The sequence below is a fragment of the Comamonas denitrificans genome (assembly GCF_042654745.1).
Classification (GTDB): Bacteria; Pseudomonadota; Gammaproteobacteria; order Burkholderiales; family Burkholderiaceae_C; genus Comamonas; species Comamonas denitrificans.
Genome location: NZ_JBHSEY010000026.1, coordinates 16,176 through 39,578, shown reverse-complemented (window position 1 = coordinate 39,578; position 23,403 = coordinate 16,176). Strand labels below are relative to the sequence as shown.

Annotated in this window: 22 protein-coding genes; 9 read left to right on the top strand and 13 right to left on the bottom strand. The window is 62.8% G+C overall.

Annotated features, from left to right (window positions below):
• Positions 1-15 precede the first annotated feature (15 nt).
• Together ACFO24_RS06430 and ACFO24_RS06425 are read left to right on the top strand one after the other, a co-directional pair.
• On the top strand, positions 16-2,682 hold the full coding sequence (locus tag ACFO24_RS06430; protein ID WP_377737568.1) for a diguanylate cyclase domain-containing protein: 2,667 nt from the start codon (positions 16-18) through the stop codon (positions 2,680-2,682).
• Between the two features lie 88 nt (positions 2,683-2,770).
• On the top strand, positions 2,771-3,496 hold the full coding sequence (locus tag ACFO24_RS06425) for a uracil-DNA glycosylase (protein WP_377737567.1): 726 nt from the start codon (positions 2,771-2,773) through the stop codon (positions 3,494-3,496).
• Between the two features lie 32 nt (positions 3,497-3,528).
• On the opposite strand, the gene queA is transcribed toward ACFO24_RS06425, so the two are convergent.
• Positions 3,529-4,611 (bottom strand): tRNA preQ1(34) S-adenosylmethionine ribosyltransferase-isomerase QueA, encoded by a 1,083-nt coding sequence (queA, locus tag ACFO24_RS06420; RefSeq protein WP_377737566.1) that lies wholly within the window; start codon positions 4,609-4,611, stop codon positions 3,529-3,531.
• 221 nt (positions 4,612-4,832) lie between these two features.
• On the opposite strand from queA, the gene ACFO24_RS06415 reads away from it, so the two are divergent.
• Positions 4,833-5,963, top strand: coding sequence for a bacteriohemerythrin (locus tag ACFO24_RS06415; protein ID WP_377737565.1), 1,131 nt, complete (start codon positions 4,833-4,835; stop codon positions 5,961-5,963).
• Between the two features lie 67 nt (positions 5,964-6,030).
• On the opposite strand, the gene ACFO24_RS06410 is transcribed toward ACFO24_RS06415, so the two are convergent.
• On the bottom strand, positions 6,031-7,275 hold the full coding sequence (locus ACFO24_RS06410) for an HD-GYP domain-containing protein (RefSeq protein WP_377737564.1): 1,245 nt from the start codon (positions 7,273-7,275) through the stop codon (positions 6,031-6,033).
• Between the two features lie 86 nt (positions 7,276-7,361).
• On the opposite strand from ACFO24_RS06410, the gene recG reads away from it, so the two are divergent.
• Both recG and ACFO24_RS06400 read left to right on the top strand, forming a co-directional pair.
• A complete protein-coding gene (gene recG, locus ACFO24_RS06405; RefSeq protein ID WP_377737563.1) occupies positions 7,362-9,494 on the top strand; it encodes an ATP-dependent DNA helicase RecG in 2,133 nt (710 codons plus the stop codon).
• A 91-nt stretch (positions 9,495-9,585) separates the two neighbouring features.
• Positions 9,586-10,548 (top strand): LysR substrate-binding domain-containing protein, encoded by a 963-nt coding sequence (locus ACFO24_RS06400; protein ID WP_377737562.1) that lies wholly within the window; start codon positions 9,586-9,588, stop codon positions 10,546-10,548.
• Positions 10,549-10,557: 9 nt separating this feature from the next.
• Here ACFO24_RS06400 and ACFO24_RS06395 read toward each other — a convergent pair whose 3' ends face one another.
• The gene (locus tag ACFO24_RS06395; RefSeq protein ID WP_377737561.1) at positions 10,558-11,223 is read right to left on the bottom strand and encodes a YiaD family glycine zipper/OmpA-like lipoprotein; all 666 of its coding nucleotides are present in this window, start codon (positions 11,221-11,223) and stop codon (positions 10,558-10,560) included.
• 98 nt (positions 11,224-11,321) lie between these two features.
• On the opposite strand from ACFO24_RS06395, the gene mltA reads away from it, so the two are divergent.
• Entirely contained in the window at positions 11,322-12,491 is a 1,170-nt protein-coding gene (gene mltA, locus ACFO24_RS06390; RefSeq protein ID WP_207574303.1) for a murein transglycosylase A, read from the top strand.
• A gap of 9 nt (positions 12,492-12,500) precedes the next feature.
• Here mltA and ACFO24_RS06385 read toward each other — a convergent pair whose 3' ends face one another.
• Positions 12,501-13,061 (bottom strand): regulatory protein RecX, encoded by a 561-nt coding sequence (locus ACFO24_RS06385; protein ID WP_377737560.1) that lies wholly within the window; start codon positions 13,059-13,061, stop codon positions 12,501-12,503.
• A complete protein-coding gene (gene recA / locus ACFO24_RS06380; protein WP_207574305.1) occupies positions 13,061-14,188 on the bottom strand; it encodes a recombinase RecA in 1,128 nt (375 codons plus the stop codon). Before recA ends, ACFO24_RS06385 begins: the two co-directional genes overlap by 1 nt.
• 107 nt (positions 14,189-14,295) lie before the next feature.
• Here recA and ACFO24_RS06375 point away from each other — a divergent pair, with 107 nt between their 5' ends.
• Positions 14,296-14,790, top strand: coding sequence for a MarR family winged helix-turn-helix transcriptional regulator (locus ACFO24_RS06375; RefSeq protein ID WP_377737559.1), 495 nt, complete (start codon positions 14,296-14,298; stop codon positions 14,788-14,790).
• Between the two features lie 125 nt (positions 14,791-14,915).
• On the opposite strand, the gene metW is transcribed toward ACFO24_RS06375, so the two are convergent.
• From metW to ACFO24_RS06360, 3 genes are all read right to left on the bottom strand, one after another.
• Entirely contained in the window at positions 14,916-15,500 is a 585-nt protein-coding gene (metW, locus tag ACFO24_RS06370; protein WP_377737558.1) for a methionine biosynthesis protein MetW, read from the bottom strand.
• Positions 15,497-16,636, bottom strand: coding sequence for a homoserine O-succinyltransferase MetX (gene metX / locus ACFO24_RS06365; RefSeq protein ID WP_377737557.1), 1,140 nt, complete (start codon positions 16,634-16,636; stop codon positions 15,497-15,499). The genes metW and metX overlap by 4 nt, the downstream gene beginning before the upstream one ends.
• 142 nt (positions 16,637-16,778) lie before the next feature.
• Positions 16,779-17,351, bottom strand: a complete 573-nt coding sequence (locus ACFO24_RS06360; protein WP_377737556.1) for a TMEM165/GDT1 family protein — start codon at positions 17,349-17,351, stop codon at positions 16,779-16,781.
• Between the two features lie 298 nt (positions 17,352-17,649).
• Here ACFO24_RS06360 and ACFO24_RS06355 point away from each other — a divergent pair, with 298 nt between their 5' ends.
• Positions 17,650-17,973, top strand: coding sequence for an RNA recognition motif domain-containing protein (locus ACFO24_RS06355; protein ID WP_207574310.1), 324 nt, complete (start codon positions 17,650-17,652; stop codon positions 17,971-17,973).
• 120 nt (positions 17,974-18,093) lie between these two features.
• Here the strand turns inward: ACFO24_RS06355 and lptC are convergent, their stop codons facing one another.
• From lptC to ACFO24_RS06340, 3 genes are read right to left on the bottom strand one after another with little or no spacing between them, the layout of a single operon-like run.
• A complete protein-coding gene (gene lptC / locus ACFO24_RS06350) occupies positions 18,094-18,690 on the bottom strand; it encodes an LPS export ABC transporter periplasmic protein LptC (protein ID WP_377737555.1) in 597 nt (198 codons plus the stop codon).
• On the bottom strand, positions 18,687-19,247 hold the full coding sequence (locus ACFO24_RS06345; protein WP_377737554.1) for a KdsC family phosphatase: 561 nt from the start codon (positions 19,245-19,247) through the stop codon (positions 18,687-18,689). Before ACFO24_RS06345 ends, lptC begins: the two co-directional genes overlap by 4 nt.
• An 11-nt stretch (positions 19,248-19,258) precedes the next feature.
• A complete protein-coding gene (locus ACFO24_RS06340) occupies positions 19,259-20,260 on the bottom strand; it encodes a KpsF/GutQ family sugar-phosphate isomerase (protein ID WP_377737553.1) in 1,002 nt (333 codons plus the stop codon).
• 86 nt (positions 20,261-20,346) lie between these two features.
• On the opposite strand from ACFO24_RS06340, the gene ACFO24_RS06335 reads away from it, so the two are divergent.
• Positions 20,347-20,904, top strand: coding sequence for an adenine phosphoribosyltransferase (locus tag ACFO24_RS06335; protein ID WP_207574314.1), 558 nt, complete (start codon positions 20,347-20,349; stop codon positions 20,902-20,904).
• A 32-nt stretch (positions 20,905-20,936) separates the two neighbouring features.
• On the opposite strand, the gene glcF is transcribed toward ACFO24_RS06335, so the two are convergent.
• Both glcF and glcE read right to left on the bottom strand, forming a co-directional pair.
• Complete coding sequence (gene glcF, locus ACFO24_RS06330) at positions 20,937-22,190, bottom strand: glycolate oxidase subunit GlcF (RefSeq protein ID WP_377737552.1); 1,254 nt, start codon at positions 22,188-22,190, stop codon at positions 20,937-20,939.
• 10 nt (positions 22,191-22,200) lie between these two features.
• Positions 22,201-23,301 carry a glycolate oxidase subunit GlcE gene (gene glcE / locus ACFO24_RS06325; RefSeq protein ID WP_377737551.1) on the bottom strand — a complete coding sequence of 367 codons (1,101 nt, stop codon included), beginning with the start codon at positions 23,299-23,301 and terminating at the stop codon, positions 22,201-22,203.
• Between the last annotated feature and the right edge of the window lie 102 nt (positions 23,302-23,403).

Below are 23,403 nucleotides of genomic sequence, written 5' to 3'. Positions count from 1 at the left end.
GTAAAGTGATTGCTTGTGCTGCGCTCCCTCTTGCTTCCTCCCCGTGACCGTTACCGCCGAGAGTGGTGGTGGTTGCTGTGGGTGGGTGTGGCGCTGGGGGTGTTGCTGGGGGCAGCCTTGGTGTGGGAGCGGGACACCCTGGTTGCCAGCGAGCGTGAGCGCCTGGCCCAGCAAGCCAGCGTGATTCATGACAACTTGGCGCGGCAGCTGCAATCGATTGACAAGGGGCTGGCCAGCATTCTTGATGCCATTGCCCAAACCCGTGCCTTAGGATCGGACCAAAATCGGGCGCAAGAGCGTATTCAGGCCCTGGCCGATGCCATGGTGGGGGTGGGCGGCATTTTGTGGTTGGATGGCCAAGGCCGGGTGCAGGCCAGCAACCGTTTGGAGTTGATTGGCCGCGATTTGAGCAGCCGGGCCTACTTTCAAACGGCCAAAAGCAGCATCGTGCTCAACACCTTGATTGTGGGCGAGCCGTTTGCGCCAGAGCCTGCCATGTGGGTGCTGCCCATTGTTCGGCCCGTGGTCAATGCCGAAGGGGGGTTTGACGGGGTGGTGGTGATGGCGCTCTACCCCGAAGATTTGTCCACCCTGCTGCGCTCAGTGCTCTATGCCCCGGACATGTACGCCACGGTGATTCACCCCCTGGGGCGGCGCTTTGTCTGGCAAAACCAGCAGGGCTCAGACCTGCAAGCACCGCAGTATGGGCCCACGCCCATGCTGCGGCAGTTCCAGGCCAGTGGTGCCCGGCAAGCGGTGTTGCAAGGGGTGCTGCGCCCGGATGAGCCTGAGCGGATGGTGGCCATCACCACGGTGCAACCGGCGGACCTGCCCATGAACCATGCGCTGGTGGTGGCCGTGGGGCGCACACTGCCGGCGATTTTTGCCTCGTGGCGCACGACGGTGTGGGTGACCCTGGCGTTTTATCTGCTGGTGGGCATGGTGGTGGTGTTTGGCCTGCGCGTGATGCAACAGAATTTGCGCAGCCAAGAGCAGTCCCTGCACGACAAAGACCAGGCGCTGAGCAATTTGTGGCACGCCGTGCTGATCGCCACTGGCCAGGGCGTGTGGGATGCCAATTTGCAGACCGAGCAGGTGTATTTTTCCTCGGCCTGGAAAGCCCAATTGGGCTACGAGGATGCGCAGATTGGCAACACCTTTGCCGAATGGACGATGCGCATCCACCCCGACGATGTGGGGCGCACCAAAGCGGCCTGGGCGGAGTGTGAAAACGGGCGGGACGATTACGACTGCGTGTACCGCCTGCGCTGCCAAGATGGCAGCTACCGCTGGGTGCAGGGCAAGGGGCGGGTGCTGTCGCGCGATGCGCAGGGGCGCATTGTGCGCATCGTCGGCACGAACACCGATGTCTCCGAAGAGCGGCGCCTGCGCGAGCGCTTTGAGCATTTGACGCAAAACGTGCCCGGCATGATTTACCAGTTTCAGCTGGAGAGCGATGGCACCAGCCACTTTCCCTACGTCAGCAAGGGCGGGGAAGATATTTATGGCTTTAGCGCCAATCTCAAGCTGCCGCCCACCGAGCGCAAAGCCAGCAGCGTGATTCACCCGGACGATGCGCTGCGCGTGGCCAAAACCATTGTCGAGTCGGCCCAACAGCTCACCCTGTGGCGCCAGGAATACCGGGTGTGCCTGCCTGGGCGGGGCGAGCGCTGGGTCAGCGGTGTGGCCCGGCCGCAGCCACTGGAGAGCGGGGCCGTGCTCTGGCATGGCTATATCCAGGACATTACCGAGCAAAAACACCAGGCCATGGAGCTAGAAGAGGCGCAGCGCATGCTCCAGCACCTCCTGCACGCCATGCCGGTGGCGCTGTGCATGGTGGATGAATCACGCCATATTTACTTTCGCAATCAGCGCTTTTTGGATTACTTTGGCTACACCGAAAGCCAGGTGCCCAGCATGGATGAGTGGGCCGTTTTCGCCTACCCCGATCCGGCTTACCGCAGCCAGGTCGGCCACGAATGGCGGCAAGCACTGGCCCATGCCGCCACGCACGATGGCTACATCCCCAGCCAGGAGTACCGCATCACCGCCGCCAACGGCAACGTGCTGACGATTGCCATCGGCGGCGTGCAGTTTGGCAGTAGCCTGCTTGTGACCTTTGTCGATCGCACGGCCGAGCAAGCGCACAGCGAAGCGCTGGAGAAAATGGCCTTTATCGATGCCCTGACCGGCCTGCCCAATCGCCGCCAGTTTGACCAAGCGCTGCAGGCCGAATGGCAGCGTGGCGTGCGCAGCGGCCAGCCCTTGGCGCTGCTGCTGATGGACATTGATTTTTTCAAGCAGTACAACGACTTGTATGGTCACCCCGAAGGCGATGCCTGCCTGCAAGCCGTGGCCAAGGTGCTGCCCAGCGGCTTGAACCGGTCCTACGACTTGATCGCCCGCTATGGCGGTGAAGAATTTGTCTGCCTGTTGCCCGAATGCAGCTTGGAGGGCGCACATGCCAAGGCCCAAGCCTTGTGCGCGGCAGTGCGGGCGCTGCAGCGGCCCCATGCCGGCTCACAAGTGGCCGCGCATGTGACCATCAGCATTGGGGTGGCGGCCGTTGTGCCCAGCGCCGATGCCCGCCCGGAGCAATTGCTGGCCCAGGCCGATGCCCATTTGTACGCGGCCAAGCAAGCTGGGCGCAATCAGGTACACGCTGGAAATCATGAAAAGTGAGCTGATGCCGCTTTAAAATCAATATATAAGCAATCAATCGCCAGAAAAATGTTGAAATACAAGCGGTAAAAGCTATCAAAATTGATCTATGACTTCTTCCCTGTTACCCCCTTGCGCTGCCGATCAACTCCTGCACGCCGACCCTGCGCAATGGCCCGTCGCCCCTGGGTGGCAGCCCTTGGTGGCCGAGTTTTTTGCCAGTGCTGCGGGGCAAGCGCTGCAAACATTTTTGCAGCAGCGCCAAGCGGCGGGCGCGGTCATCTTTCCCCCTGAGCCCCTGCGGGCGCTGGCGCTGACCGATGCGCCCGCCGTGCGCGTGGTCATCCTGGGGCAAGACCCCTACCACGGGCGCGGCCAGGCCGAGGGGTTAGCGTTTTCGGTAGCGCCAGGGGTGCGTTTGCCGCCCTCGCTGCGCAATATTTTCAAAGAGCTGCAGCGTGATTTGGGCCAGCCCTTGCCGGCCTTTCCCCAGCCCGGCGGCAGTTTGGTGCGCTGGGCGCAAAACGGCGTGCTGCTGCTCAACACTTGCCTGACCGTGGAAGAGGGCCAGCCCGCCAGCCACGCCGGCAAAGGCTGGGAGGTGCTCACCGATGCCATCATCCGCCAGGTGGCCGAGCAGGGGCCGCCCACCGTATTTATGCTGTGGGGCAGCCATGCGCAAGCCAAGCAGCGGCTGATTCCTGCGGACCGGGGGCACCTGGTGCTGACCAGCAACCACCCCTCGCCCCTGTCGGCCCTGCGCCCGCCGCAGCCCTTTATTGGCAATGGCCACTTCAGCGCGGCCCGGGCCTTTCGCCAGCAGCACGGCTATTGAGCCGGGGGGCGGCTTAGATCATGAACACGTTCTTACTGGCGCTGCAGCAGCATGGCATCGCCATAGCTGAAAAAGCGGTACTGCTGCCCAATGGCGTGCTGGTACAGCGCCTGAATGTGCTCGTACCCGGCAAAGGCGCTGACCAGCATCATCAGCGTGCTTTTGGGCAAGTGAAAGTTGGTCAGCAGCAAATCCACCACCTGAAATTGAAAGCCCGGGGTGATAAAGATGTTGGTATCGCCCGTGGTGTTGCCGCTGGCGGCCCACGACTCCAGCGTGCGCACGCTGGTGGTGCCCACCGCCAGCACCCGGCCCCCGCGCTGGCGGCAGCGCTCCAGGGCGGCCAGGGTGGACAGCGGGATGTCGTACCACTCGCTGTGCATCTGGTGCTGGCTTAAATCTTCGGTTTTCACGGGCTGAAAGGTGCCTGCACCCACGTGCAGGGTGACGCTGGCCGTCTCCACCCCTTTGGCCTGGAGGGCGGCCAGCACGCCCGCATCAAAGTGCAAGGCGGCCGTGGGCGCGGCCACTGCGCCGGGCTGGCGGGCAAAAACGGTTTGGTAGCGCTCGCCATCTTCGGCCGCATCGGGGTTGTGGCCGCTGGCTTGCTGGCGCTCAATGTAGGGCGGCAGCGGCAGGTGGCCGTGCTGCTCCATCAATTGCCAGGCAGTGGCCTCTTGTGGGCCGTGCAGCGCCAGGTGAAACAGGGGGCCGTCGGCCTCGGGCCAGCGGCCCAGCAGCGTGGCATCAAAGCCACCGTGTTGCAGGCCGCCGCACAAATGCAGGCGGGCTCCGGGCAGGGGTTTTTTGCTCACTTTCATGTGGGCCACCACCTCGTGGCCGCCGGGCAGCACGCGTTCAATCAACAGCTCTAATTTGCCGCCGCTGGCTTTTTCGCCAAAAACACGGGCTTTGACCACTTGGGTGTCGTTAAACACCAGCAAATCACCGCTTTGCAGCAGGTCGGGCAGTTGGTGAAAGATGCGGTCTACGGGAGGCTGGCCGCGGCCATCGAGCAGGCGCGAGGTGCTGCGCTGGGCGCAGGGGTGCTGGGCGATGAGCTGCGCGGGCAACTCGAAATCAAAATCACGCAGGGTAAAGCGTTGGGCAGGCATAAAGCAAAAAAGGCTTGAGGGCGGAACAACGCCCGTACCAAGAAACAATAAGGCGGCGATTGTCGCAAAACCTGCAGATGCTTTTTGTGACTAGGGTTTGCCCATGGAAGGAGAAAAATTGCCACCCGGGTGCTTGATGGATATCAGGAAACTTGTCACTATGGGTTCTACACTGGCGGGCTCAAAAAGCGCGTGTAAAAAAGGGAGGCAAGGTGGTGACCATGGGCAACGCATTCATTTGGGATGACAGCTTTATCACGGGGTTTGACCACGTTGATCAGCAACACCATGTGCTGGTGGATTTGTTCAATGAACTGAACCAGGCGGTGCTGGCCCCCAGCGGCGACAGCGATGGTCTGCTGGCCGATGTGTATGGCCGCCTCTTGGCCTACACCGAATACCACTTCCGCGAAGAAGAAGAGCTGATGGCCCAGTACGCCGTGGACACCCGCCATGTGGAAAACCACCGCAATATGCACCAGCAGTTTATTGACCAAGTGCAAGTTTTGTGGGCGCAGCGCAGCGCCATGGGGGACCCCAGCGCGACCTTGCTGGGGTTTTTAACCTCGTGGTTGGGCCTGCATATTTTGGGCATTGACCAATCCATGGCGCGGCAAATTGCGGCGATTCATGAAGGCATTAGCCCGGCCGATGCCTATGAGTTTGAAACCAAGTTTCATGACAATGGCACCCAGGCGCTGCTGCGCTTGATTGGCAAGCTGTACACGGTCGTATCCACACAAAACATGCAGCTGGCCCAGGCCAACCAAACCCTCGAAGACCGGGTGGTGCAGCGCACCCAGGAGTTGGAGGCGGCCATGGCCCGCCTGCGCGCCATGGCCCGCACCGATGGCTTGCTGGGCATTGCCAACCGCGCCCATTTTCATGAGCGCCTGGAGCAGGTGTGCGCCCTGGCCCTGCGCGGCGAGCGCCCCGTGGGGGTGCTGATGGTGGATGTGGATTGTTTTAAAGCCTTTAACGACCATTACGGCCATTTGCATGGCGATGCCTGCTTGCAAAAAATTGCCAAAGCCCTGACCGGTTGCCTGTACCGCACCTCGGATTTGGTGGCCCGCTATGGTGGCGAAGAGCTGGTGGTGCTGCTGCCCGATACCAATCTGGAGGGGGCCCAGCAGGTGGCCCAGCGCATGGTGGAGGCCGTGGCCCAGCTGGGCATTGCCCACCAGGCCTCGCCAGCAGCACCGGTGGTCACCATCAGCGTGGGCGTGTGCGCACAAATTCCCTATGCCGGCCCGGACAACGCCAGCGGTTCTGCCGCCCTGCTGGCCTGTGCCGATGCGGCGCTGTACCGTGCAAAAAATCAGGGGCGCAATCGCTGGGTGGCGGGATAGCGCGGTAGCCGGGGAAAGCCCGAATGCAAAGCGCCCCGTGCAGCAGGCAGGGGGCGCTTTTGCGTTTTTATTCCAGGACGGGGCAGGCCGTGGTTTCTTGCGCTGCGGCGGCTTGCCAGATGTTGTCCAGGTCGGGGAAGGACCAGTGGTCGGGGTCTTCGCGCTGCAAAATCCGCAGATGGGCGACGCAGCATAAATCGGTCGCCTTGGGCGGGCAGAGAAACTGGTTGCGCGTGGTGTCGTAAAAGCGCACCACTTTGGGGGTCAAAAGGTTGGTTGCGCACGGCGCATACACCACCGCCAGCTCGCCATTGTTCAGGCGCACCAAGCTGCCAATGGGGTACACCCCCAAGGCTTTGACAAAGGCGCTGAACAGGTGATTGTCCAAATGTCCATGGCACCACTGGGCCATGCGCTGCAGCGCCACAGCGGGGGACCAGCCATGTTTGTAGGGGCGGTTAGAGGTAATCGCATCGTACACATCGCAGATGGCGTTCATGCGGGCCAGCTCCGAGACCGCATCGCCCTGCAAGCGGTGCGGGTAGCCCCGGCCATCAATGCGCTCATGGTGGTGCAGGCAGGCATCGAGCACGGCCTGGTCGGCAATGGTGTGCTTGAGCAGCTCGTAACCGGCCACGGGGTGGCGCTTCATGTGGGCGAACTCGTCGTCGGTCAGCGCCCCGGGTTTGTTCAGAATGTGCAGGTTCGCTTGCGCTTTGCCAATGTCGTGCAGCAGACCGGCCATGGCGGCTTGGTGGATTTTGGCTTCATCAAACCCCAGTTGCTTGGCCAGGGCCACCATCAGGGCGCTGACGGCCACCGAGTGCATATAGGTGTAGTTGTCGGCGGTTTTCAGGCGGGCAACGCTGATCAAGGCATCGGGGTTGCGCAGCACCGAGTTGGTGATTTCTTGCACCAGAATGGAGTTTTTCTCCATGTTCACGGTGCGGCCCATGCGCGCTTCGCTGAACATGGCCATCACGGCATCGCGGGCCTGGGCGCACAGGGCGCGGGCCTGGGCAATTTCCTGGCCCAGCGGTGTGGGCTCGGTGCCCAGCAGGTCAGGGGCGGTGATGTCGGGCGGGGTGGTTTCAATGGGGTGCACGGGGGACTGGCGATCGTCCAGCACGTCCAGCCCTTTGCTCAGGTCAATCCATACTTCGGGTACGGCGCTCGCTTTGAGTTGCTGCAAGTCTTCAGCATCGTCCAAGACGAAGGTGCTGCGCCAAAAGGGATGGTGAATCCACGCGCCCCCCAGAGCGTGGATATACATCCCTAAACGCAGTTGTTGAACGGTGATTTTCTTAAACACGTGCTAAATACCCAAAATCGAGAAAATGTTACTTCGCATATTAGCCCGTAAAAGCGCTTAAAAATCATCGCAACTGTTAAGAATGTATGCCTGTTTCTTCGAGTGATCGCCCCGTAGCAGCGGCCAGCAAAAACGCCGCCAAACCCAGCCCGGCGCAGCAGGCCATGCGCAAGCTGGGGCTGGTGCGCGATATTGATTTGGCCCTGCACCTGCCGCTGCGCTACGAGGATGAAACGCGCATCACTTTGCTGAAAAACGCCCGCGAGGGCGACACCGTGCAGATCGAGGCCACTGTGACCGACTGCGAGGTGCAATTGCGCCCCCGGCGGATGCTCAAAATCACCGTTGATGACGGCAGCGCCACCTGCCAGCTGACGTTTTTCAGCTTCTACGCCTCGCAGCAAAAAGCCATGGCCGTGGGCACGCGCTGGCGCATTCGCGGCGAGGTCAAGGGGGGGTTTTGGGGGCGGCAAATGCTGCACCCCACCTATAAAAAGCCCGAAGGGGCGCTGCCCCAGGCACTCACCCCGATTTACCCTGTGGCCCATGGGCTGCCGCAGGCCTACATCCGCCGCGCCGTGGCCAGTGCGCTGCAGCGGGTGGCGCTGCCAGAAACATTACCAGAGCACGCACCGCCGCCTATTCCTAACTATTGGGATGGAAATGCCTTAAAACCTTTATTAAGTCTGCGCGAAGCACTCTTGTTTTTGCACAACCCCACCCCGCAGGTGGCGCTCGATACCTTGCAAGACCACAGCCACCCCGCCTGGCAGCGGCTCAAGGCCGAGGAGCTGCTGGCCCAGCAGCTCTCGCAATACCAAGCGCGGCAAGAGCGCTCCCGCCTGGCCGCGCCGCCCTTGCAGCCCACGGCGCAGCAGGCAGCCATCGTCAGCCAATTGCTCGCGGCCCTGCCTTTTGCCCTGACCGCCGCGCAGCAGCGCGTGGTGCAAGAAATCACCGCCGACATGGCCCGCACCCAACCCATGCACCGGCTGCTGCAGGGCGATGTCGGCTCGGGCAAAACCGTGGTCGCCGCTCTGGCGGCGATGCAGTGCATTGCCGCGGGCTGGCAGTGCGCCCTGATGGCCCCCACCGAAATCCTGGCCGAGCAGCACTTTGCCAAGCTGGTGGGTTGGCTGGAGCCTATTTTGGCCCCGCTGGGCAAGCAGGTGGCCTGGCTGTCGGGGGCGCAAAAAAAGAAAGAGCGCACCGCCATGCTGGAGATCATCGCCAGTGGCCAAGCGGCCTTGGTGGTGGGCACGCATGCAGTAATTCAAGAGCAGGTGCAGTTTTTGAACCTGGCGCTGGCGGTGATTGATGAGCAGCACCGCTTTGGTGTCGCCCAGCGCCTGGCGCTGCGGCAAAAATTGGCCCATGCCAAGCTGGAGCCGCATTTGCTGATGATGAGCGCCACGCCCATTCCGCGCACCCTGGCCATGAGCTATTACGCCGATTTGGATGTCTCGGTGATTGATGAGCTGCCCCCTGGGCGCACCCCCATCGTCACCCGCGTGCTGCCCGACAGCCGCAAAGATGAATTGATCGAGCGCCTGGCCGCCCAGCTGGCCCAAGGGCGGCAGGTGTATTGGGTCTGCCCGCTGATCGAAGAAAGCGAAACCCTTGATTTGAGCAACGCCACCGCCACCCACGCTGAGCTGAGCGCCGCCCTGCCCGGCGTGCTGGTCGGCTTGCTGCATTCACGCATGAGCCCGGCCGAGAAAAAAGCCGTGATGCAGATGTTTGCCAGCGGCCTGATGGGCCTGCTGGTGGCCACCACGGTGATCGAGGTGGGGGTGGACGTGCCCAATGCCTCCTTGATGGTGATTGAGCACGCCGAGCGCTTTGGCCTGTCGCAACTGCACCAGCTGCGCGGGCGCGTGGGGCGCGGGGCGGTGGCCTCGGCCTGCGTGCTGCTGTACTCGGTGGGCGACAGCGGCAAGCTCTCGGACAACGGCAAAGAGCGCCTGCGTGCCATGGCCGAAACCAACGATGGCTTTGAAATCGCCCGGCGTGATTTGGAAATTCGCGGCCCGGGCGAATTCCTCGGGGCCCGCCAATCGGGGGCGGCCATGCTGCGCTTTGCCGATCTGGAGCAAGACATGGCCCTGCTGGAGTGGGCGCGGGAACTGGCCCCGCAGATGCTGCAGCAGTATCCGCGCCAAGCGCAGCAGCACATCGAGCGCTGGCTGGGCAGCAAGGCTGAATACCTCAAGGCATGAACCGTGGCAAGGGCCCCAAAGCCCCCACCTTGCCGCGCCATTGCATTGGAATGCGTGATACAAACCGTTTCTTTGATAGCAAAAAATAGTTATGACGCTCACCGAACTCAAATACATCGTCGCCGTGGCCCGGGAGCGGCACTTTGGCCGTGCCGCCGAAGCCTGTTTTGTCTCGCAACCGACGCTGTCGGTGGCCGTCAAAAAACTCGAAGAAGAGCTGGATGTCAAAATCTTTGAGCGCAGCTCCAACGAGGTGACCATCACCGCCCTGGGCGAAGACATCGTGCGCCAGGCGCAAACCGTGCTGGACCAAGCGGCTGAAATCAAAGAAATCGCCAAGCGCGGCAAAGACCCCCTGGCCGGGGTGCTCACCCTGGGCGTGATTTACACCATCGGCCCGTATTTGCTGCCCGATTTGGTGCGCCAGTCCATTGCCCGCACGCCGCAAATGCCGCTCATGCTGCAGGAGAACTTCACCGTCAAACTGCTGGAAATGCTGCGCACCGGCGAGATCGACTGCGCCATCTTGGCCGAGCCCTTTCCTGATACGGGCCTGGCCATCGCCCCGCTGTACGACGAGCCGTTTTTGGCCGCCGTGCCCAGCACCCATCCCCTGGCCCAGCAAGAATCCATCAGCACCCAACAGCTGAAAAATGAAACCATGTTGCTACTGGGCGCGGGCCACTGCTTTCGCGACCACGTGCTGGAGGTGTGCCCCGAATTTGCCCGCTACGCCAGCAACGCCGAAGGCATTCGCCGCAGCTTTGAAGGCTCTTCACTCGAAACCATCAAGCACATGGTCGCCGCCGGCATGGGCGTGACCTTGGTGCCGCGCCTGTCGGTGGCCAACGATGCGCTGCAAAGCCCGCGCCGTCGCCGCTCGGACGAGCCCTACATCCGCTACCTGCCGATTGTGGAGCCCGACGGCAGCGCCCCGCCCAAGCGCCGCGTCAGCCTGGTGTGGCGGCGCAGCTTTACCCGTTACGAGGCCATCGCCGCCCTGCGCAACGCCATCCATGCCTGCAAGCTGCTGGGGGTGGAGCGCTTGAATTAAGAGCGTTGCCTAGCGCTGCTGGGGTGCCACTTCACCCATGTAGATTTCGACGCGGCGGTTTTGGGCGCGGCCTTCGATGGTGGCGTTGCTGGCCACTGGCTCGCGCGAGCCACGCCCTTCGGTGTAGATGCGCGTGCTATCCGCACCGCGATTGATCAAGTAATTGCGTGTGGCATTGGCGCGGTTGATCGACAGCGGGTTGTTCACCGCATCGCTGCCGGTGCTGTCGGTGTGGCCAATGATGTCCACCGTGTAATTCGGCGTACTGCGCAGGCCATCGGCAAAGCGATTCAAGATGGGGGCGAAATTGCTCTTGATGTCGTAGCGGCCGGTGTCAAACGAAACATCGCTGGGGATGTCCAGCTTCAAGCGGTTGTCTGCCGTTTGGCTCACGCCAATGCCTGTGCCTTGGGTGGCCTCCTGCATCTCGCGCTTGCGCTTTTCCATATTGGCCGACCAGATATAGGTGCCAATGCCGCCAATGGCTGCGCCGGCCACCGCACCCACCCCCGCTTTACCGCCCGTGGCCGAGGCAATCACCGCGCCGGCCACCGCACCCACGCCCGTGCCAATGGCCGTGCGGCGCTGGGTATCGGACATGCCGGTATCGGCGCAGCCGCTTACCGTTAAAACTGCCACCAATGCGGTGGCCGTCATGGTCATCATTTTGCGCATACAAAAGTCCTTTCCTCGGGCCAGCAGGGCCGGTACACACGATCAAAGCAATACAGATTGCCAATGGACAAGGCGCAGATTGGCGCAAAATCGGCCCCATGACCGCATCCTTTTTTCCCCGCGCCTTGCTGCTGCTCATTGTAGGTAGTTTGATTGCCTGCTCCACGCCGCGCAAAGGCGATATCCCTATGGCTGACAAAGTGCCCCCGCTGCCCACGGGCATGGTGCCCGATACAGCGCCGCTGCCCCCGCCCATTGCCCGCCCAGGCAGCCGCTGGGTGCCGGTGCGCTGGGCCGAACTGCCCGGCCTGGCCGAGGACGATGTGCACCAAGCCCTGCAAGCCTGGCAGCACAGCTGCACCGCGCCGCCGGCCGCGCTGGCCCGTTTGTGCCCAGACATTCGCCGCCTGGGCCTGGCCAATACCGCCCAAATTTGGCACTGGCTGCAAACGCATATGCAGCCCTACCGGGTGGAAGACCACAGCGGTAACAGCAACGGCATGCTGACGGCGTATTACGAGCCATTTTTTAATGCGCAGCGCCAGCCCGACCCCGTGTTTCGCTACCCCTTGTACGCCGCCCCCGTGGGGGTGGAGGGCTTTGGCAAGCGCAAGCCCTGGCTGTCGCGCCAGCAAATTGAATCGTCCCCCAGCGTGCAGGCGGCCTTGGCCGGGCATGAGATTGCCTGGCTGGACGACCCGGTCAAAGTGCTCGTCTTGCACATCCAAGGTTCTGGCCGTTTGAACATGACCGAGCCCGATGGCCGCCAGCGCCAAGTGCGGGCCGCTTTTGCCGCCACCAACGACCACCCCTACCGCAGCGTCGGCAAATGGCTGTTGGAGCGGGGCCTGGTGCGCGATGCCACGTGGCCAGGCATCACCGCCTGGACGCAGGCCAACCCCAGCCGCGTGCAAGAGATGCTGTGGAGCAACCCCCGCTATGTGTTCTTTCGGGAAGAGGCGCTGGATGAAGTCAGCAGCAACTTTGGCCCCAAAGGGGCGCAGGGCGTGCCGCTGACCGCCGAGCGCTCGATTGCCGTGGACCGGCGCAGCATTCCGTATGGCACGCCCGTGTGGCTCTCCAGCAGCGGTCCCACACAGGCCTTGAACCGTTTGGTGCTGGCCCAAGACACGGGCAGCGCCATTGTGGGGGCCGTGCGGGCCGATTACTTCATGGGTTCGGGTGAGATTGCGGGCGACATTGCGGGCCGTACCAAGCAGGATTTGCGCCTGTGGGTGCTGTGGCCCAAGGGGGCCCCGGCCCCCTAGCGCCGGCGCTTAATCTTCGGCCTCATCCTCGTGCGGTGCCTGCCCGCGCACCACTTTGCCAATCACCTCCATCGCAAAGCCCCGGCTGGCCAAAAAGCGCATCTGCCGGGCGCGCTCCTGGGGCGTGCTGGCCACCTCCCCAAATTTGCGTTGCCACACCGCCCAGCAGCGTGGGTGCTCGGTGTCGCGCAAGGTATCGGCGGCTTGGCGCACGATGGCTTCATCCAAGCCTTTTTGCCGCAACTCTTGCAGCACCCGCTGGCTGCCCAGCTTGGGGGCGCGGCGGTAAAGCACGGATTGGGCCACGCGCTCAGGCTGGATAAAGCCTTTGGCTTCGAGCTTGTCCAGCACGGCGGCCAACTCTTCTGCGGTTGGCATGGGCGCGGCCCCATCGGCATGGGCTGGGCGCTGGCTGGGCGCAGTTTCTGCTGCGCCTTCCTCTGCTGCCGATTGCTCTGCCGCCGGTTGCACAAAGCGCTGCAGCTTGCGCTGCAGCTCCAGGCGCGAATGCTCGCGCTGGGCGAGCAGACGCAGCGCCCGGGCCGTCAGGCTCAAGGGCGCGGCGGCCATTACAGGATGACACCGTCCTCATCGACCTCGCCTTTTTTGGCCTTGGTCGGTTTGGCGGGTTTTTCGGCGGCATCGGCGGCGGCTGGAGCCGCACCAGCGGCCGGGGCCACGCCCAGGTGTGCGCGCACTTTGTTTTCGATTTCGGCGGCCAGGGCCGGGTTTTCTTTCAAAAATTCGCGGGTGTTGTCGCGGCCTTGGCCAATTTTTTCGCCGTTGTAGGCGTACCAAGCGCCGGATTTATCCAAAATTTTCGCCTCCACCCCCATGTCGATGATCTCGCCCATGCGGCTGATGCCCTCGCCAAACAAAATGTCGAACGCGGCGGTTTTGAACGGCGGCGAGACTTTGTTCTTCACCACTTTGACCTTGGTTTCGTTGCCGATGACGTTGTCGCCCTTTTTGATGCTGCCGGTGCGGCGAATGTCCAGGCGCACCGAGGCGTAAAACTTTAGCGCGTTGCCGCCGGTGGTGGTTTCCGGGCTGCCAAACATCACGCCAATCTTCATGCGGATTTGGTTGATGAAGATGACGGTGCAATTGGTCTTTTTGATGGTGGCGGTCAGTTTGCGCAGCGCCTGGCTCATCAAGCGCGCTTGCAGGCCAGGCAGGCTGTCGCCCATCTCGCCTTCGATTTCGGCTTTGGGCACCAGGGCCGCGACCGAGTCGATCACAATCAAATCGACCGCGCCCGAGCGCACCAAGCTATCGACAATCTCCAGCGCCTGCTCGCCGGTGTCGGGCTGGCTAATCAGCACCTCATTCAAGTTCACGCCCAGTTTTTGCGCGTAGCTGGTGTCCAGCGCGTGCTCGGCATCGATGAAGGCGCAGGTGCCGCCGATTTTTTGCATCTCGGCAATCACTTGCAAGGTCAGCGTGGTTTTGCCGGACGATTCGGGGCCGTAAATTTCAATCACCCGGCCGCGCGGCAGGCCGCCCACGCCCAGGGCCACGTCCAGCCCCAGCGAGCCGGTGGAGACGACCTGGATGTCTTCCACCACCTCGCCCTCGCCCAGCTTCATGATGGTGCCTTTGCCAAATTGCTTTTCAATTTGGGCCAGGGCGGCGGCCAGGGCTTTGGCTTTTTCTTCCGAGGGGGCGGCGGCAGGGGTGCGGGCGGTGGCGTTCATGGGGAAACTCCTGTTTAAAAATACAGTGACTGGACGAATGAACAGTAATGTAAAACAAGAGATAGCTATAATTTAGTCAGTTTGTTTGATTTTTAGGAAAACTGACCATGCTGCAAAATAACCCGCACGCAGATGCTTGGCGACAAACCCATCTGGGCCAATTGCTGGGCCATGCCCTGCGCCAATTTGACCAGCGCGTGCGGGCGCTGATGGTGCAGGATACGGCCGTGCCGCTGGCGCTATCGAACTTGGCCGAGCGCGACAAGGTCAGCGCCGCCCACCTGCACATCACCCGGCATTTAAGCCCGCAGGGCGACCGCTTGACCGATTTGGCCGACCGCGCGGGCATGAGTAAGCAGGCCATGGCCGATTTGATTGACCAGTGCGAGGCCTGGGGCCTGGTCGAGCGCCGCCCCGACCCGCTGGACCGCCGCGCCAAGCGGGTGTGCTACACCGCCAGCGGCCTGCAGTGGTACCAGGGCTTTGCCCGCGCCACCGCCCAGGCCGAGGCCGAATTTACCGCCGCCGTGGGCGAGGAAGTGGCCACCGTGGTGCGCATTGCCCTGGAGATGTACGGGGCCGATGCGGGGCGGCTGGCCTAAGAACACGTTCTAAGCGCAGGGGCATGATTGGTTTTATGCATAGCTGTTTGCGCTGATTTTTATTGTCTTTCAAAGCGTTTTGCCTTTGAAATTGTTTGTTTATCAGCGCAAGCAGCTCTTTTTATTCAAGCGTGTTCAAAGTGGAACACCGCCCGGCTGGCGCACAGGTTAGGCAGGCGGCGCACGATCTGGCCGTTGTTCAGGCCGAAGGCGTCCAGGATGCGCAGGCGGTTTTTCGTGGCCAGCACCTCAAAGTCTTTGAACGTGCCGACGCGGATGTTGGGCGTGTCGTACCACTGGTAGGGCAGGTGGCGCGTGACCGGCATGCGCCCGCGCAGCACCGAGAGGCGGTTGGGCCAGTGGGCAAAGTTGGGGAAGGCGACGATGCCGCTGCGCCCGATGCGGGCGGTTTCCTGCAGCATGGTCTCGGCGTTGCGCAGGTGCTGCAGGGTGTCGATCTGCAGCACCACGTCAAAGCTGTTGTCCTCGAACATGGCCAGGCCGTCTTCCAAGTTGAGCTGCAGCACATTCACGCCCCGGCGCACGCAGGCCAGCACGTTGGCATCGTCCAGCTCCACACCGTAGCCGGTGCAGCCACGCTGGCGTTGCAGAAAATCGAGCATGGCCCCTTCGCCGCAGCCCAGGTCCAGCACCCGCGCCCCGGCGGGAATCAGGGCCGCAATGGCCTGCATGGTGGCGGTATCGCTCATACGCCCTCCTTGGTCAATTCGGTGGCAATGTTCTCAAAATAGGAGCGCATCACGCCCATGTAGCGTGGGTCGTCCAGCAAAAAGGCATCGTGACCGTGCGGCGCGTCGATCTCGGCATAGCTGACCTGGCGGCCGTTGTCGAGCAGGGCTTTGACGATCTCGCGCGAGCGCTCGGGCGCAAAACGCCAGTCCGTAGAAAAACTGATCAGCAAAAACTTGGCCTTGGCGCGGGCGTAGGCCTGGGCCAATTGGCCGCCAAATGCGCGGGCAGGATCAAAATAATCGAGCGCCCGGGTAATGAGCAGATAGGTATTGGCATCGAAATACGTGCTGAACTTGTCGCCCTGGTAGCGCAGATAGCTCTCAATTTGGAACTCAATGTCTTGCGTGCTGTACTTCAACTCCAGCCCCTCGCGCAGCTGGCGGCCAAATTTTTGGTTCATCACATCGTTGCTCAGGTAGGTGATGTGGCCAATCATGCGGGCAATGCGCAGCCCCCGCGCCGGCACCACGCCATGCTGGTAGAAGTGGCCGCCGTGAAAATCCGGGTCGGTGACGATGGCCCGGCGCGCCACCTCGTTGAAGGCGATGTTCTCGGCCGTCAGATTGGGCGCACTGGCCACCACCACGGCGTGGCGCATGCGCTCGGGGTACTGCAGCGTCCACGACTGCGCCTGCATGCCGCCCAGGCTGCCGCCCAGCACCGCGGCCAGTTGCCCGATGCCCAGGCGGTCCAGCAGCCGGGCCTGGGCATTGACCCAGTCTTCTACCGTTACCACCGGAAAATCGGCACCGTACACCGTGCCGGTGTCGGGGTTGATGTCTTTGGGCCCGGTGGAGCCAAAGCACGAGCCCAGGTTGTTCACACCGATAACGAAAAATTTGTTCGTATCCACGCTCTTGCCTGGGCCGATCATGTTGTCCCACCAGCCCTCGCTTTTCTCCTCATTGGGGTACACCCCGGCAACGTGGTGCGAGGCGTTCAGGGCGTGGCAGACCAGCACGGCATTGGATTTGTCCGCGTTGAGCTGGCCATAGGTTTCGTACACCAACTGGTAATCCCGAATGCTGGCCCCGCTTTGCAGCGGCAGCACCTCGGGGAAGTGCATGGTTTGGGGGGTGGCGATCAAAGACATAAAAAAACCCGGCATCGCTAAAAACGAGGCCGGGGCGAAGGGAAAGAAAACATCGCGTCGGACGGGTCTTTAGCGGAATTTATAAAGCGCCCGCAAGCTGGTGCAAATCGGCGCGACTAGCTAGTAAAAACTAGGCGGGCCATCATACTCCAAGCACCGGCGCCAGCAAGGCCAGCCCCCCTAACACAGCAAAAATCGCGGCCGAGATGCCATGCACCAGCCGCAGCGGCACCCGGCGCACCAGCTTGTGGCCCAGCCACACCACCGGCGCATTGGCCAGCAGCATGCCCAGCGTGGTGCCGATGACGACCCACACAAAGGCTTGGTACTGCGCGGCCAGCATGACGGTGGCCACCTGGGTTTTATCGCCCATCTCGGCCAAGAAAAACGCCACCGTGGTGGTCAGCAGCACGCCCCAGCCGGGGTGCTCTTTGATGCCCGCATCGTCCAGTTTGTCGGGCACCAGCATCCACAGCGCCATGGCGATGAACGACAGCCCCAGCACCCAGCGCAGCATGTCTGGCCCCAGCCATTGCGTTATCCATACGCCCACGGCCCCGGCCAGGGCGTGGTTGGCCACGGTGGCGATCAAAATCCCCGCCACGATGGGCCACGGTTTTTGAAAGCGCGCGGCCAGCACCAGCGCCAGCAGCTGGGTTTTATCGCCCATCTCGGCCAGCGCCACAATCATTGTTGAAATAAGCAAAGCATCCATAAGGGCGCGCATTGTGCTTGCAGAAGCTGCAGCCTTGCTGGAAAGCACCCCAGACGCGCAAAAACACCTCCTAAAAAGCCTGCCTATCACCCAACGCCGCCGCCGCCGGGCTAAACACAGGTGTTGTATAGAGCACGAATTACCCGAAAAAACCTGCAGCAGCCTTGTGGATATCCTCGATAATGGCCGCGCTCTCGGCGTGCACGGGCACAAGAGCGAGTGCGTTTGCGTCTCTTGTCTTAGTGTGATTCTGGTCAGGACTCCATCGCGTTTCTTTTTTTCTTTCAGGAGTCCTGTCATGGGCAACAAACTTTACGTAGGCAACCTGCCCTACTCTTTCCGCGATCAAGATCTGGAACAGACCTTCAGCGCATTCGGTGCGGTGCAAAGCGCCAAAGTCATGATGGAGCGCGACACCGGCCGCTCCAAAGGTTTTGGCTTTGTGGAAATGGGCAGCGAAGCTGAAGCCCAAGCCGCTATCGAAGGCACCCACGGCCAAAACATGGGTGGCCGCGATCTGGTGGTGAACATCGCTCGCCCGATGGAGCCCCGTCCTCCCCGCAGCGGCGGCTTTGGCGGTGGCAACAACGGCGGCGGTTACAACCGTCGCAGCAGCTACTAAGCACGCGCTGTAGATTGCGCACCTGTTCGCAATCTCAAAAAAAAGAGCCGCAAGGCTCTTTTTTTACGTCTGCCTTGTTACGTCTGGCCATCGCGCAGCACGTTCGGCCAGCGGCCAAGGCTAGCGCGTGCGCTTTGGCGCTTCGATGTGCCCGCGCACCCGGCCTTGCAAGAGCGCCACTTGGCGGGCGTTGTCGTATTCCAGGCTGTTGCCGGTAAAGCGGCTGCCCCCCCGGGTGAGGGTCACCGGCAGGTGAGAGCGCAGGCGCTCCAGCTGAGGCCAGGCATGCAAAAATTCTCCTTCCAGCACCATGGGTGGCTTGCCGTTGGGGTAGTGGCGCTCCACCTTGGCAGTGCCCCACAGCTGCACTTCAGAGGCATCGCTGTTGCTAATGCCGCGCTGGGCCGAGGTGGTGGTGAGCACGCCCTGCGCCCCTTGGCTGCGGGTGCGCACTTGGTCAATTTCTAAAATATCGGCTTGCAAATAATGCCGCGCTTGCTGGCCCCAAATCTGGCTGGTCAAGTGCCCGTCAGCGGCAAATTGTTGGGTGGAAAAATCTTCCACCGTGTAGTCTTGTTGGTTTTCGGGCAGCGCCACCGCTTGGGCCGCCAGGGGGCGGGGGGCGGAGCGCACCAGCCACCAGCTGCCCAGGGCCAGCAGCCCCATCAGCACGATGGGCAGGTACAAACTCAGCCGGTCGGACAGGGTGGTTTTCATGGCAAATACTGCTCCAGCAAACGGCGGTACTGGCCGCTGGCCATCAGCAGCAGATCGCACAGCTGGCGCACGGCCCCTTGGCCGCCAGCAAAGTCACTGACCCAATCGGCCAGCGCCAGGTTTTCCGGATGGGCGTTGGCCGGGGCGCAGGCCAGGGCGCAGTGGCGCAGCATGGGCAGGTCGGGCCAATCGTCGCCCATGACGGCCGCTTGCGACCAATCCAGGCCCAGGGTGTTCAAAATTTGCTGGGCGGCGGGCAATTTATCCTCGGTGCCAAAAATGGCGTGGCGCACGCCCAATTGCTGCAGGCGCAGGCGCAGTGGAGCGCTGTCCCGCCCCGTGACGACCGCCGGGGTAATGCCCGCTTGCTGCAGCAGTTTGATGCCATGGCCATCCAGGGTGTGAAAGCGCTTGAGGGATTCGCCCGCTTCACTGAAATACAAACCGCCATCGGTGAGCACCCCATCGACATCGAAAAACACCACGCGCACCGGCTGGGCTTGTAAGAGCAGTTCCGGGGGAAAGTGCAGGGCGGGGGCTGTGTAGTTTTTAGGCATAGAGCGGGGGGTTAAATAACTTTGGCCAGCATCAGGTCACGGATATGCACCAGGCCGACCAAGGTGTTGGCGCCATCGACCACGACCACGCTGGTAATGCCGTGCTGCTCCATCATTTGGGCAGCTTGGGTGGCCAGCACATGCGGGGCAATGGTGCGCGGGCGCGGGTGCATTAAATCCTGGGCGCTGGCCTGGCGCAAATCGGCCCCTTGCTCCAGACGGCGGCGCAAGTCCCCGTCGGTAAAAATACCCAGCACTTGGTTGTTGGCATCGACGATGATGGCCGCCCCCAGGTTTTTGGCGCTCATTTCACGCATCACGGTAAAGAAATCGTCGTGCGCCTGCACCCGAGGCAGTTCGCTGCCGCTGCGCATGACATCGCGCACATGGGTCAGCAACCGTCGGCCCAGCGAGCCGCCGGGGTGGGAGCGGGCAAAGTCCTCGGCCTGAAAGCCCCGGGCATCGAGCAAAGCGGTGGCCAGGGCATCGCCCAGGGCCAGTTGCACGGTGGTGCTGGCCGTGGGGGCCAGGTTGAGCGGGCAGGCTTCGCGCTCGACGCTGGTGTCCAGCACCCAATCGGCGTGCTGGGCCAAGGTGGACTGGAGGTTGCCCGTCATGGCGGCTACGCGCACGCCCTGGCGTTTGAGCACGGGCAGCAGGTCGGTGATTTCATGGCTCTCACCGCTATTGGACAGGGCCAGCACCAAATCGCTGCCGCGCACCATGCCCAGGTCGCCATGGCTGGCCTCGGCGGGATGCACGAAGAAGGCGGGCGTACCGGTCGAGGCCAGCGTGGCGGCAATCTTGTGCCCCACATGGCCGCTTTTGCCCATGCCCATGACGATGACCCGCCCGCGCAGCGCCAGAATGGCCTGCACCACCGCGACGAAGTGTTCGTCCAAGCGCTCGGCCAGTGCGTGCAGCGAGGCAATTTCAATTTGTAAGGTGGCGCGGGCCGTGGCCAGCGCTTGGGAGCCGTTCACGTGCGGGATAGGGGAGGTGCCATCAGTCATAGGCGGCGATTTTAGGCGCTGGGCGGCTACACTCGCAGCCGCTTCTTTGTTCTGCGCTTTTGCGCACCCAACCCAACGCCAGCCCTATGCATTCCTCCAGCGTCCACGACTATTTGCGCGAACACATTCGCACCGTTCCCAATTGGCCCGCGCCGGGGGTGCAGTTTCGGGACATCACCCCGCTGCTGCAAGACCCGAAAGTGTTTCGGGTGCTGATTGATGCCTTTGTCCACCGCTACATGGACAAAGCCATGCGCCCCGATGTGGTGGCCGGGCTGGATGCGCGCGGCTTCATCATCGGCTCGGTCATCGCCTACGAACTGGGCGTGGGCTTTGTGCCGATCCGCAAAAAAGGCAAGTTGCCCTTCACCACGGTGGAGGAAACCTATGAACTCGAATACGGCAGCGCCACCGTCGAGCTGCACACCGATGCCGTGCGGCCGGGCGACAAGGTGCTGCTCATCGACGATCTGATTGCCACCGGCGGCACCATGATGGCGGGCAAAAAGCTGCTGGAGAAACTGGGCGCTACCGTCATGGAAGGGGCCGCCATTGTGGATTTGCCCGAATTGGGCGGCTCCACACTGCTGCAAACCGTGGGGCAGCTGCCGCTGTTCACCTTGGTGGACTTTGCCGGGCACTGAGGGCGTGGCCTGAGTACGGCCTGAGTACGGTCTTAGCGTGCCAGCGCCTCGTCCAGCACCTCCACCCAGTGCCGCACCGGAATGCTGGTGCCGGCCTGCAGGTGGCTGATGCAGCCAATGTTGGCCGAGAGGATGGCCGCTGGCGGGCTGTCGTCGGTAAAGGCTTCGCCCAAAGCGCCTAGCTTGCGCTTGCGCAGTTGTTGTGAGATGTCGGCCTGCAGCACGGAATAGGTGCCGGCCGAGCCGCAGCACAGGTGCGCTTCGGTGCGCGCGGTTTTCAGGGTAAAGCCCAGTTTGCTCAGGTTGGCTTCCACCACGCCTTTGAGTTTTTGCCCGTGCTGCAAGGTGCAGGGCGGGTGGTAGGCCATGGCCGCTGGCGGTAGCTGGGCCTTGCCGGCGAGCTTGTCCACCAGCTCCGGCAGCAGGTCGGGCAAAAGCTGTGCCAGGTCACGCGCCAGGGCGCTGATGCGGGCGGCTTTGTCGGCGTACTGCGCATCCAGGCGCAGGGCGTGGCCGTAGTCTTTGATCATCACGCCGCAGCCGCTGGCGTTGCTCACAATGGCTTCGACCTCACCGGCTTGCACGGCCGGCCACCAGGCATCAATGTTGGCTCGCATCTGGTCTTTGCCGCCTTCTTGGTCGTTCAGGTGAAATTTCACCGCGCCGCAGCACACGGCCTGGTCGATGACCACGGTCTGGATGCCCACGGCATCCAGCACCCGGGCGGTGGCGTAGTTGATGTTGGGCAGCATCGCCGGTTGCACGCAACCGGCCAGCAGCAGCACCTTGCGCGGGTGCTCCTGTGCCGGCCAAGCGCCGTGTTCGCTTTTGGCGGGCACCTTGGCGCGGATGCCCTCGGGCAGCAGGCTGCGCACGGCTTGGCCCAGCTTCATCGCCGGGGCGAACAGGGGCGAGCTCAAGCCCTCTTTCAGCGCCCAGCGCTGCAGGCGTTCGCCCAGGGGGCGCTGCACCTTGGCATCGACCACTTTGCGGCCAATGTCGATCAGGCGGCCATATTGCACGCCGCTGGGGCAGGTGGTTTCGCAGTTCAGGCAGGTCAGGCAGCGGTCCAGGTGCAGCTGGGTGGCACGGGTGGGCGCGGTGCCTTCCATGACTTGTTTGATGAGGTAGATGCGCCCGCGCGGGCCGTCCAGCTCATCGCCCAGGGTTTGGTAGGTGGGGCAGGTGGCGGTGCAAAAGCCGCAGTGCACGCATTTGCGCAGGATGGCTTCGGCCTCAAGGCCGTCGGGGGTGCCTTGAAATTCAGGGGCCAGATGGGTTTGCATGGTCGCTCCTTCAAAGGCCGGTGCGGCCAGGGTTCAACAGGCCGTGCGGATCAAATGCTTTTTTTAACTGAGCATGCACCGCTTGCAAAGTGGCACTTTGCGGGTTAAAGATCGGCCAATTGCTTAATTGATCAGCGCGTTCAGCTCTAAAAATAGTGGCGCTGCCCCCAGCGGCCTGGGCCGCTGCGGTGATGGCGCTGGCCATGCTGCGCGGGGCCTGCACCCAGCGCTGGGCTCCGTGCCATTCGATCAGCGGTGCGGCCAGGCCCTCGGGCAGGGCCAGGGGGGCGGCGGTTTGCGGCAGCGACAGTCGCCACAGCGCATCGGCATCGCTGCGCTGGGCAAACCAGGGGTGCTGCTGCTCGCACAGGCTGTGCCACAGGGCTGCGGCCTGGTCGTCGGGCAGGCGCTCGCCGCCCAGTTTTTGGCAGGCGGCCTGCACGGCGGCCTGGGCACCGCACAGGCGCAGCCACAGCTGGCCTTGTGCCCAGCAACTGGCGTTCAGCGGCAGGGGCTGGCCGCCCCAGCGGTTCAGTGCCTCCAGGGCCTGCGCCTCGTTCATGGCAAAGACCAAGGTGGCTTGCGCCGGGGCCACGGGCAGCACTTTCAAGCTCACCTCGGTGATCACGCCCAGCGTGCCCCAGCTGCCGGCCATCAGGCGCGAGACATCGTAGCCCGCGACGTTTTTCATGACTTGGCCGCCGTAGCGCAGCAGCTCGCCCCGGCCGTTGATGATTTCCACGCCCAGCACGAAATCGCGCACCGCGCCGCTGCTGGCCCGCGCGGGGCCGGACCACCCGGCGGCCACCATGCCGCCCACGGTGGGCTGCTTGTCGCCCAGGGCAAAGTCCGGGGGTTCAAAGGCCAGGGCCTGGCCGGCTTGGGCCAAGGTGGCCTGCAGCTCTTGTAGCGGCGTGCCGGCGCGGGCGGTGACGACCAGCTCGGTCGGCTCGTAGCTGATGATGCCGCGCAGCGGGCGCAGATCCAGGGGCGTGCCCTCCAGGGCCAGACCATGAAAATCTTTGCTGCCCCCGCCACACAGGCGCAAAGGGGTGGCATCGGCAGCAGCGGCGCGTACGCGCTCCAGAATGTTGTGCAAGGCGGTTTCCATAGCGGGCGATGGTAGCGGGCGGGCTGGGCGGCGGCTTGAATTTTTTGAACGCTGGCCATGAAGATGGCCGCCGGGGCTACGGGTCAATCCCCTTGGTGGGCC

What these genes read in the sequence shown, in the direction of transcription:
- ACFO24_RS06425 (WP_377737567.1), top strand. Translation starts at nt 2,771, where the DNA reads ATGACTTCTTCCCTGTTACCCCCTTGCGCTGCCGATCAACTCCTGCAC.
- queA (WP_377737566.1), bottom strand. Translation starts at nt 4,611, where the DNA reads ATGCCTGCCCAACGCTTTACCCTGCGTGATTTTGATTTCGAGTTGCCC.
- ACFO24_RS06415 (WP_377737565.1), top strand. Translation starts at nt 4,833, where the DNA reads ATGGGCAACGCATTCATTTGGGATGACAGCTTTATCACGGGGTTTGAC.
- recG (WP_377737563.1), top strand. Translation starts at nt 7,362, where the DNA reads ATGCCTGTTTCTTCGAGTGATCGCCCCGTAGCAGCGGCCAGCAAAAAC.
- ACFO24_RS06400 (WP_377737562.1), top strand. Translation starts at nt 9,586, where the DNA reads ATGACGCTCACCGAACTCAAATACATCGTCGCCGTGGCCCGGGAGCGG.
- ACFO24_RS06395 (WP_377737561.1), bottom strand. Translation starts at nt 11,223, where the DNA reads ATGCGCAAAATGATGACCATGACGGCCACCGCATTGGTGGCAGTTTTA.
- mltA (WP_207574303.1), top strand. Translation starts at nt 11,322, where the DNA reads ATGACCGCATCCTTTTTTCCCCGCGCCTTGCTGCTGCTCATTGTAGGT.
- ACFO24_RS06385 (WP_377737560.1), bottom strand. Translation starts at nt 13,061, where the DNA reads ATGGCCGCCGCGCCCTTGAGCCTGACGGCCCGGGCGCTGCGTCTGCTC.
- recA (WP_207574305.1), bottom strand. Translation starts at nt 14,188, where the DNA reads ATGAACGCCACCGCCCGCACCCCTGCCGCCGCCCCCTCGGAAGAAAAA.
- ACFO24_RS06375 (WP_377737559.1), top strand. Translation starts at nt 14,296, where the DNA reads ATGCTGCAAAATAACCCGCACGCAGATGCTTGGCGACAAACCCATCTG.
- metW (WP_377737558.1), bottom strand. Translation starts at nt 15,500, where the DNA reads ATGAGCGATACCGCCACCATGCAGGCCATTGCGGCCCTGATTCCCGCC.
- metX (WP_377737557.1), bottom strand. Translation starts at nt 16,636, where the DNA reads ATGTCTTTGATCGCCACCCCCCAAACCATGCACTTCCCCGAGGTGCTG.
- ACFO24_RS06360 (WP_377737556.1), bottom strand. Translation starts at nt 17,351, where the DNA reads ATGGATGCTTTGCTTATTTCAACAATGATTGTGGCGCTGGCCGAGATG.
- ACFO24_RS06355 (WP_207574310.1), top strand. Translation starts at nt 17,650, where the DNA reads ATGGGCAACAAACTTTACGTAGGCAACCTGCCCTACTCTTTCCGCGAT.
- lptC (WP_377737555.1), bottom strand. Translation starts at nt 18,690, where the DNA reads ATGAAAACCACCCTGTCCGACCGGCTGAGTTTGTACCTGCCCATCGTG.
- ACFO24_RS06345 (WP_377737554.1), bottom strand. Translation starts at nt 19,247, where the DNA reads ATGCCTAAAAACTACACAGCCCCCGCCCTGCACTTTCCCCCGGAACTG.
- ACFO24_RS06340 (WP_377737553.1), bottom strand. Translation starts at nt 20,260, where the DNA reads ATGACTGATGGCACCTCCCCTATCCCGCACGTGAACGGCTCCCAAGCG.
- ACFO24_RS06335 (WP_207574314.1), top strand. Translation starts at nt 20,347, where the DNA reads ATGCATTCCTCCAGCGTCCACGACTATTTGCGCGAACACATTCGCACC.
- glcF (WP_377737552.1), bottom strand. Translation starts at nt 22,190, where the DNA reads ATGCAAACCCATCTGGCCCCTGAATTTCAAGGCACCCCCGACGGCCTT.
- glcE (WP_377737551.1), bottom strand. Translation starts at nt 23,301, where the DNA reads ATGGAAACCGCCTTGCACAACATTCTGGAGCGCGTACGCGCCGCTGCT.